This is a genomic window from Rhodovarius crocodyli (assembly GCF_004005855.1).
In the GTDB taxonomy this organism is placed as follows: domain Bacteria; phylum Pseudomonadota; class Alphaproteobacteria; order Acetobacterales; family Acetobacteraceae; genus Rhodovarius; species Rhodovarius crocodyli.
This window is the reverse complement of the sequence record NZ_SACL01000005.1, coordinates 368729-377556: the sequence shown is the minus strand read 5'-3', so window position 1 is coordinate 377556 and position 8828 is coordinate 368729. Positions and strand designations below refer to the sequence as shown.

The 8828-nt window shown below is 67.4% G+C and carries 6 protein-coding genes and 1 pseudogene; 6 read left to right on the top strand and 1 reads right to left on the bottom strand.

Going from position 1 to position 8828, the window contains the following annotated elements:
• The first annotated feature begins 234 nt into the window (after window positions 1-234).
• The gene (locus EOD42_RS16635) at window positions 235-834 is read left to right on the top strand and encodes an HD domain-containing protein (protein WP_127788673.1); all 600 of its coding nucleotides are present in this window, start codon (window positions 235-237) and stop codon (window positions 832-834) included.
• Here the strand turns inward: EOD42_RS16635 and EOD42_RS16630 are convergent.
• Window positions 822-2159 (bottom strand): RtcB family protein, encoded by a 1338-nt coding sequence (locus tag EOD42_RS16630; protein WP_206020381.1) that lies wholly within the window; start codon window positions 2157-2159, stop codon window positions 822-824. The genes EOD42_RS16635 and EOD42_RS16630 overlap by 13 nt on opposite strands.
• Before the next feature lie 434 nt (window positions 2160-2593).
• Here EOD42_RS16630 and EOD42_RS16625 point away from each other — a divergent pair, with 434 nt between their 5' ends.
• The 5 genes and pseudogenes from EOD42_RS16625 (at window position 2594) to EOD42_RS16605 (ending at window position 8819) form a co-directional block, all read left to right on the top strand.
• Entirely contained in the window at window positions 2594-3430 is an 837-nt protein-coding gene (locus tag EOD42_RS16625) for a helix-turn-helix domain-containing protein (protein WP_164867979.1), read from the top strand.
• Window positions 3431-3840: 410 nt separating this feature from the next.
• Window positions 3841-4350, top strand: coding sequence for a 2Fe-2S iron-sulfur cluster-binding protein (locus EOD42_RS16620; RefSeq protein ID WP_127788671.1), 510 nt, complete (start codon window positions 3841-3843; stop codon window positions 4348-4350).
• Window positions 4347-5336 carry an FAD binding domain-containing protein gene (locus EOD42_RS16615; RefSeq protein ID WP_127788670.1) on the top strand — a complete coding sequence of 330 codons (990 nt, stop codon included), beginning with the start codon at window positions 4347-4349 and terminating at the stop codon, window positions 5334-5336. Before EOD42_RS16620 ends, EOD42_RS16615 begins: the two co-directional genes overlap by 4 nt.
• Window positions 5333-7614: pseudogene (locus EOD42_RS16610) on the top strand (xanthine dehydrogenase family protein molybdopterin-binding subunit). The gene EOD42_RS16615 and the pseudogene EOD42_RS16610 overlap by 4 nt, the downstream one beginning before the upstream one ends.
• 32 nt (window positions 7615-7646) lie before the next feature.
• On the top strand, window positions 7647-8819 hold the full coding sequence (locus EOD42_RS16605; RefSeq protein ID WP_127788669.1) for a c-type cytochrome: 1173 nt from the start codon (window positions 7647-7649) through the stop codon (window positions 8817-8819).
• Window positions 8820-8828 lie beyond the last annotated feature (9 nt).

Here is an 8828-nt window from a genome sequence, read left to right as displayed (position 1 = left end):
TCTGGCCGCGTCGGCCGTGCTTATCCCGAGCAGCGTAGCAAGTAATGGTATAGTTGTGCCCATGGTCGGCAGATTGACACTGGCGCGGGGCACAAGCCGTGCTAGCCTCATGTCAGGATGGCAATCCCGAGGCTGCTGAGCCCGTCCGGGAGGTCGCCCAACCGTCAGCGGCGACTACCCACAGGCTGACACCTCAGCGCCTCAAGCGGCGCACCCACACCACCAGGAACATCAATGTCGAACGAAGACCCCGAGGCGCCACGCCCTCGATGGGCATCACTGGCTGATGCCACCGCGCTGGCCATGCGCCTGCATGCCGAACAGACCCGCAAGGGCACCAGCATCCCCTATATCGCTCACCTGATGTCTGTCTCAGCCCTCGTGCTCGAGCATGGTGGCGACGAGGAGCAGGCCATCGCCGGCCTGCTGCACGATGCCATCGAGGATTGCGGCATCCACTGCGAGGCGGTGATCGAGGCCCAGTTCGGCTCGCGGGTCGCGTCCATTGTGCGCGCCTGCACCGATGCCGATACCCTGCCCAAGCCACCCTGGCGCGCCCGCAAGGAAGCTTATCTCGCCCATCTCGAGCACGCCGGCGCCGATGCGCTGCTCGTCTCCGCCTGCGACAAGCTGCACAACGCCCGCTCCATCGTGGATGACCTGCATGAGCACGGGCCTTCCATGATGAGCCGGTTCAACGCCGGGCTGGAGGGCACGCTCTGGTATTATCGTGCCCTCGCCACCGCATTCTCACGGCTCATCCCTGGTCGCCTCGCGCAGGAACTCGACCGCGAGGTCGGCAGGATGGAGCAGCTCTGCGCTCAATCCTTGTAGGGATCGACCACCTCGGCACCGGCCATTACCACCCCAAAGGGGCGCAGCCGGTGCAGCACCTCCGCGCTGCCTGCGTGGTGCTCCAGCACCGCATCGAGCCGGCGATAGGCCATCGGGCTTTCGTCCAGATCGCCACCGCGTAGGTGCACGCCACGCTCGCGCAGCCAGCGCTGCATCTCCTCCCTCGAGAAACGGCGCATGGCCTCACGACGGCCCATCACCCGGCCCGCGCCATGCACCGTCGAGTGCAGCAGCGCCTCGGAGGTGGCGCTCTCCACCCCCGACAGGATCACGGCGTCGTCGCCCATCGACCCGCCGACAAAGCCGTGCTGACCGGCAAAGGCAGGCGTGCAGCCCTTGCGCACCACCCAGGCCGGGGAGCCTGCCACCTCCTCGCGCCAGGCGAAATTGTGGTGGTTGTGCACGCGGTCGGTCTCCGAGGCGCCCAGGATGTCGAGCACCTGGGCCGCCACCCAGTCGCGGCCGGAATAGGCATAGCGCCCGGCCAGCTCCATCGCCGCGATGTACGCGCGCCCCAGGTCGCTGTCCTGGTGCAGCAGGGTGGGTCGCACGTCGATGCCGTCCCGCCCGCCGCCCAGGCGCAGGTATTTGGTCGCCAGCCGGTGCCCGAGCCCGCGTGAGCCGAAATGGATGCCGATCCAGACGGGGCTCTGCTCGGGTGCAGTGTCTGGCAGCACCTCCTGGAACAGATCCACGTAATGGTTGCCGGCGCCCACCGTGCCCAACTGCTGGCGCGCCGCGTGCATCAGCGGGCGCGCATCGGCTGCTGCCCAGGCCTCGCTGTCGTCGAATAGGGCATGCTCCACCGGCGCGTCGTTCAGGCGGCCGACCCCGAAGGAGATCCGCGCGTTGATCGCATCCAGCAGCGGACCCACTCGGTCACACACCGCCCCGAAGGGCATGTCCGTGCGCACCGCCAGGTTGCCGCAGCCGATGTCGAAGCCGACACCCGAGACGCTGATGTGCTCGCGATAGGCCACCGCCGCACCTACCGGCTGCGAGTAGCCCAAATGACCGTCGGCGCAGATTGCGCCCGCCACCGCGTCGTCGTGGTCCAGGCAGACCCGAAGCTGGGTCAGGGTCCGGTCGTCGTGGTCGCCCACCACCACAGGGGTGACGGGGGCGCTCCGCCGGCCGGCGACCAGCTCTGCCGCCGTGGCCAGCAACCTGGCCGTCAGCACCGCATCACCCCGCGCGAGTGAAGCCACATCCGCACGCGGCCAGCTCAGAATGCGCACCGCGAGCGTGATCATGTTCTCGCGGCTGCCCGATAAGGCAGCCGCAACCGTGTTCTGCAAATCCATGGGAAATCACCCGCCAAAGGCGGTCCGTCATCACATTTTGGGAGAAGGGCCGAAGCCCGGATCAGCGCGCGTCAATGACGCGGTTGTATCGATCCCAGATACGACGGGACGCTCATCGGGAAGGACATACCAATCATCATCATCGCGCCCTCCTCAGCTACAGCGGCAACGGGCGGGGTCTGTCGCATGATGATGTCACATGGCGCAACTGAAATGTGCGGGCAGAGCGGCGCCATTTCACTCCTGTCCTTGACAGGCCAGCCCGTCGTGACAGCGCCGCTGGAGCGAATCCGGGTGACGGTCACCGCCCGAGTCTCATGGGGCATGGCAGCCGCCAACGCGTCGTGACGGCATTCGATCGGGCCCAAACACCCGAAAGGTTCCGTCGTGACGAACAATCAGAACGCCACCTCCGCCCGCATGGAGTGCCAACGATGAGCGGGCGCGATCGACAGAAGGCGGAGACGCGCCGCCTGCGCAAAGGTGGCGAATACCGCGCCGATGAGGTGTTCGCCTCCATGCCCTGCACATATCTGCACGCCGCCGCCTGCCGACTGAGCTCCGTGGCATTCCGCGTGTTCTGGTTGGCAAACGCCAATTATCGACCGCCACACAGCGACAAGCAGCGCGGGCGCGCCGTGCTTGCCTATTCCCAGATCCGATATCCGCTCGGTGCCGACGCGAAGAACACCCTCGAGCAGCAACCCGGTCAGAGCACCATTGCCCGTGCTCTACGTGAGGTACTGGCGTCAGGGTTTGTGGAATTGGCCGCGGAAGGAACACGCCCCCGGCACAGCGGTGGCGCTCGTGGGCAGGCGGCTGAGTATCATGTCCCTTGCCGCGAAGCCGGCGCGCAACTGCCGAGCCAATGCCAGAATTTGCCTCGCATCGGCGGTAAGGTGCGCCTCCACGTCAATCAGATGCGCGGACTTGCTGCTACCCTCTCCCCTCATGCCCTGCGTGCCCTCGCCGTGCTGATCTCGCGCAGCGAACGCGATGGGCGTGGAACTCTCCTCGACACCGCCCCCACCGCCATCGGCGCCTCCGACATCGCGCGCCTCATCGGCATTCCGCGATCGACTGCACATCTGGTTCTCAGGGAACTCGTCGATCGAGCTCACCTGTGCCTGGCTGCACCTGCGGCAGGACGCAGGTCCGCCAAACTTCGACTGGGGCCAAAATTTCGACAGTTCGACAGGGCCGCCCGCCAAAAATCACCCCTCAGAGGAGCAACGAACACAAAGTTGAAGCCTCACCGAATGCCTCACTGATCATGGTAGGCTTCATGGTGTCCCGTGGCTGGGCAGAAGATGGCCAATTACCTCAACGTATCGCTCCTGTGCCTGGACGCAATTTTACTGGCGTCCAGCCGGAGAAGCAGATCTTCGAATTGTGCCCACCCGAAGGAGTGGGAAATTGCGTTGGGCATGGCGCAGGTATCTCTGGACCTGCCCATTACTCGTCACACCCGTAGAGCTTGGAGCAAATGCCGAAGGCAAACACCAACCCACGGCAGATCATACATACGCCCACTGCGGACAGGCGGCGCCAAAAGCCTTCGCATTTGAAACCTTTTCCCCCGCGCCAGGGTTACGTCTTTGACCATACACGCAGGACCGAGGGCAGCCGCAGCCACCTTCTCCCCCGCGACGCCCGAGGCCCATTCATCCGGAGCCTCGCCATGCATTTCATCGTCAACGGGCTGCAGCATGACCTGCTGCTGGACACACGCATGTCCCTGCTGGACATGCTGCGCGAACGTCTGGCGCTGACCGGCACCAAGAAGGGCTGCAACCAAGGTGCCTGCGGCGCCTGCACCGTGCTGGTGGAGGGCGAGCGCATCAACGCCTGTCTGGCCCTGGCCGTGCAGTATGAGAACCGCCCGATCACCACCATCGAGGGGCTCGGCGATGCCGAGGAGTTGCACGCCCTGCAACGCGCCTTCATCGCGCATGACGGCTTTCAGTGCGGCTACTGCACGCCCGGCCAGATCTGCTCGGCCATCGGCATGGCCAGAGAGGCCGCGCGCGGCGTGCCCAGCGCCGTCACCACCGACCTGGTGATGGAGGAGGTGGAGCTGAGCCATGACGAGCTGCGAGAGCGCATGAGCGGCAATCTGTGCCGCTGCGGCGCGCATAACGGCATCGTGGAGGCGATCCAGGCCACCTTCGTGCGGGAGGACGCGGCATGATCGAATTCGGCTATGCCCGCGCCGGCAGCGCGGATGAGGCAGTTCGCCTGGCGGCCGGCCAGGGTGCCGCCCGTTATCTCGGGGGCGGCACCAATCTGGTGGATCTGATGCGCGAGGAGATAGAGGCCCCCGGCTTCCTGGTCGATGTGACGGCCCTGCCGCGCGAGATCTGCGAGACGCCCGATGGCGGCCTGCTGATCGGAGCCGCCGTGAAAAATACGGCGCTGGCCGAACACCGACTGGTGCGGGAGCGCTATCCGGCGCTGTCGCGGGCGATCCTGTCCGGTGCCTCGGGACAGATCCGCAACATGGCCAGCGTGGGCGGTAACCTGATGCAGCGCACGCGCTGCTTCTATTTCTACGACGACGCGGCCCGCTGCAACAAACGCAGCCCGGGCGCGGGGTGCGATGCCATCGACGGCTTCAACCGCATCCACGCCGTATTTGGCGCCTCGCCGGCCTGCGTGGCGACGCATCCCTCCGACATGTGCGTGGCGCTCGCCGCACTTGATGCAGTGGTCCACATCGAAGGCGCCGGCGGCAAGCGCACCGTTCCCTTCGAGAAGTTCCATCGCCTGCCCGGCGGCAGGCCGCAGGTCGAAACCACGCTTTCCCCTGGTGAGCTGATCACGGCGGTGGAACTGCCGCCCCTGACGCTCGCGGCGCAGTCGACCTATCGCAAGGTGCGCGACCGCGCGAGCTATGCCTTCGCCCTGGTCTCGATCGCCGCCGCGCTGGAGGTGCGGGATGGCAAGGTTCATGACCTGCGCCTGGCACTGGGCGGCGTGGCCCACAAGCCCTGGCGTGCCTGGAAGGCGGAGGAAGCCCTGCGCGGCGCTCCCGCGGCGGAAGCCGGTTTCCTGGCTGCCGCCGAGGCCGAACTCGCCGATGCCGCGCCACTGCGGGACAACGCCTTCAAGGTCGAGTTGGCACGCCGACTGATCGTCACCACCCTGTCGGGCCTCGCTCAGGGAGACGCCGCATGAGCATCGTGCAAAATGTGATGAAGGCGATAGTGCGGCTGATGCCGGATGCAGCACCCGACGCGCTGCTGAGCGCCCATGGCAGTGTCGGCCAGCCGATGGAGCGCCGCGACGGCACGTTGAAGGTAACCGGCCAGGCGCGCTTCGCGGCCGAGGTGCCGGCGGAGAACCTGGCCTATGCCGCGCTGCGCTACAGCAGCATCGCGCGCGGGCGGATCACGGCGATCGACACCGCCGCCGCCGAGGCCGCCCCCGGTGTGGTGCTGGTCATGACCCACCACAACATGCCGCGCCTGACGGCCCCGCCGCTGATGAACGCGGACCCCAAGGGTGCCGCCGCCAGCAGCCTGCCGGTGATGCAGGATGCCTTCATCCACTGGAACGGCCAGCCGGTGGCGCTGGTGCTGGCGGAGACCCAGGAACAGGCGGACCACGCAGCGTCATTGATCCGCTTCGACTTCGCGGCGCAGGCCGCCGCCACCAGCTTCGATCATGCGCGCGGCCGCGCGCATGCGCCGGCTGCCATTCTGGGCGAGCCCCCCACCCTGGCGGTGGGCGAGGCCGAAAAAGCCCTCGCCGGGGCCGCGCACAGCGTCGATATCCGCTTCCGCACCCCACGCCACAACCATGCAGCCATCGAGCCCCATGCGGTGACCGTGGCGTGGGAGGGCGATGCACTGGCCGTGCATGACGCGACCCAGATGCTGACGCTGACGCGCTCCACCATGGCGGTCGCCTTCGGCATCGCGGAGGAGAAGGTGCGCATCCTGTCGCCCTTCGTGGGGGGCGGCTTCGGCAACAAGGCGGTGTGGAACCACCACATCCTGGCCGCCGCCGCCGCGAAGCTGGCCAAGCGCCCGGTGCGCCTGGCGCTGACGCGCGAGGGCGTGTTCCGGGCCACCGGCGGGCGCACACCCACGGTACAGCGCGTGGCGCTGGCGGCTGACGAAAATGGCTATCTGGATGCGCTGATCCACAGCGGCACCGCCGCCATGACGACGCACAATGATTGCCCGGAACAGTTCACCTTCCCGGCGCGCCATCTGTATGCAGCGAAATCCCTGCTGCTGGAGCAGAAGATCGCCGAGATGGACATGGTGGCGAATACCTTCATGCGCGCGCCGGGTGAATCCATCGGCACCTACGCGCTGGAATGCGCCATCGACGAACTGGCCGAGAAGCTGGCGCTGGACCCGATCGAACTGCGCCGGCGCATCGAGCCGGAGAAGGACCCCACCTCAGGCCTCGCTTTCTCAGCCCGGCATCTTGTCGAGGCCTATGCGGCGGGGGCGGAGAAGTTCGGCTGGGCTGAACGCTCGCCCATGCCGCGCGCGCGGCGGGATGGCGAGTGGCTGATCGGCATGGGCGTCGCCACCGGCACCTACCCCTACTACCGCATGCCCGGCGGTGCCGCGCGCATCCGCATCACCACCGATGGTCGTGCGGTGGTGCAGATGGCGGCGCATGAGATGGGCATGGGCACCGCAACCGCCCAGGCGCAGCATGCGGCCGAGCGGCTGGGCCTGCCGTTGGTGACGTGACCTTCGAATACGGTGACAGCGACCTGCCGACCGGCACCATGGCGGGTGGCTCTTCGCAGACGGCCTCGATCATTGCGGCCGTCACCGCCGCGCATGAGGTGCTGTTGAAGGAGATGTTGAAGCTGGCGGGCAATGAGTCGCCCCTGTCGGGCCTGCGCGCCAAGGATGTCGAAAGCCGCGACGGCGGCATCGGCCACCGGCAGGATCCCGGCCGCCACGAGAGCTATGTCGCCATCCTGCGCCGCGCCGGGCGGGACGAGGTTTCGGCAGAAGCCGCCGCCCCCATGCCGGCGGAAATGATCAAATACTCCATGCATTCTTATGCTGCGCAGTTCTGCGAGGCGCGGGTGAGTGACGTGACCGGCGAGGTGCGGATTTCCCGCTGGCTCGGCTCCTTCGACACCGGGCGGATCGTGAACCCCAAGACCGCCGCCAGCCAGTTCCGCGGCGGCATCATCATGGGTCTCGGCCTGGCGCTGACCGAGGAGACGCTGTTCGACGAACGCAGCGGCCGCATCATGAACCCCAGCCTGGCCGAGTACCATGTGCCCGTGCATCTGGACGTGCCGCGCATCGAGGTGATGTGGAACGACATCCCCGACCCGCACAGCCCGATGGGGGTGCACGGCATCGGCGAGATCGGCATCACCGGCGTGGGTGCCGCGGTGGCCAATGCGGTCTACAACGCCACCGGCAAGAGGGTGCGGGAACTGCCGATCACGCTGGACAAGCTGCTGTAGCAACTTAGCCGCGCGCAGTTCGTTGCCCTGGCATGGGGATCAAGGACGCGCTGGCGCGCCTGCGGAGCGAGGCGCGCGACCTGGGCAGCCATATCTGGCTGAACCGGCCGCTCGTCCTCGGCACGGTGGCGGCGGGACTTCTCGGCGCCGGCCTGTTCGCATGGTCCGGCGCCTATGACATTGCCGCCAGCAAGGGGCACTGGGCGATCTTCGAACACGGGCTGCGCTATGGCATGCGGCAGTCGGTCGCCACGCACAGCATGGGGATCGTCGCGCCACCGCTAGACGACGAGGCTTTGGTCCGGCGCGGTGCCGGGCATTACCAGGGCGGTTGCGCCCCGTGCCATGGTGCACCCGGCCGGCCCCCAAACCCGATCACCAGGGCCATGCTGCCGGAACCGCCGGAACTTGGCCCACGCATCGCTGAATGGCGGCCGGAGGAGCTGTTCCGCCTGGTCATGCATGGCATCAAATACACCGGCATGCCGGCCTGGCCCGCGCAGCAACGGCCCGACGAGGTATGGTCCGTCGTAGCCTTTCTGCGCCGGATACCGGGCATGGAGGAGACCACCTATCGCCGGCTGGCTTTCGGCGAACTCGCTGACGAACGCGAGCGGCCAGAGGATGCGGAACTGACCCTACGCACCGGCCCGGCCGGTGAAGGCATTGCCGCCTGCGCCCGCTGCCATGGCCAGGATGGGCAAGGCACGCAGGACGGTGCTTTTCCGCGCATCTCTGGGCAGAGCGAGACCTATCTGCGCCAAGCCCTGCATGACTACGCCAGCGGTGCACGCCCCAGCGGTATCATGGGACCCATCGCCGCTGGCCTGACGCGCGCGGAGATCGAGGGGCTGGCGCGCCACTACGCGCATCAGCCGCGCCCGCCCGCAGCGCCCGGCAGCGTTGAGCGGGGTCGGCTGATCGCCGAGCAGGGTTTGCCGGATCGCCGTGTTGCCGCCTGCCAGGGCTGCCATGACGGCCGCAACCCCGCCTATCCCAACCTGGCCGGTCAACACCCGCGCTTCATTGAGGAACAGCTGGTGCTGTGGATGCAGGGCGGCCGTTCCGCCCCCGGTAGCACCGAGGCCGCGCGCATCATGTTCCAGGCGGTGGGCGCACCGCGCGCCGGCGACGAGCATCTATGGACGCTGACGCGAGGGGACATCCGCGCGGTGGCCGCCTGGTACGCCGGTGCAACTAACTGATGCCGCCGT

Excerpts from the sequence above, each read along its gene's own strand:
- EOD42_RS16635 (WP_127788673.1), top strand. The coding sequence starts at position 235 with ATGTCGAACGAAGACCCCGAGGCGCCACGCCCTCGATGGGCATCACTG.
- EOD42_RS16630 (WP_206020381.1), bottom strand. The coding sequence starts at position 2,159 with ATGGATTTGCAGAACACGGTTGCGGCTGCCTTATCGGGCAGCCGCGAG.
- EOD42_RS16625 (WP_164867979.1), top strand. The coding sequence starts at position 2,594 with ATGAGCGGGCGCGATCGACAGAAGGCGGAGACGCGCCGCCTGCGCAAA.
- EOD42_RS16620 (WP_127788671.1), top strand. The coding sequence starts at position 3,841 with ATGCATTTCATCGTCAACGGGCTGCAGCATGACCTGCTGCTGGACACA.
- EOD42_RS16615 (WP_127788670.1), top strand. The coding sequence starts at position 4,347 with ATGATCGAATTCGGCTATGCCCGCGCCGGCAGCGCGGATGAGGCAGTT.
- EOD42_RS16605 (WP_127788669.1), top strand. The coding sequence starts at position 7,647 with ATGGGGATCAAGGACGCGCTGGCGCGCCTGCGGAGCGAGGCGCGCGAC.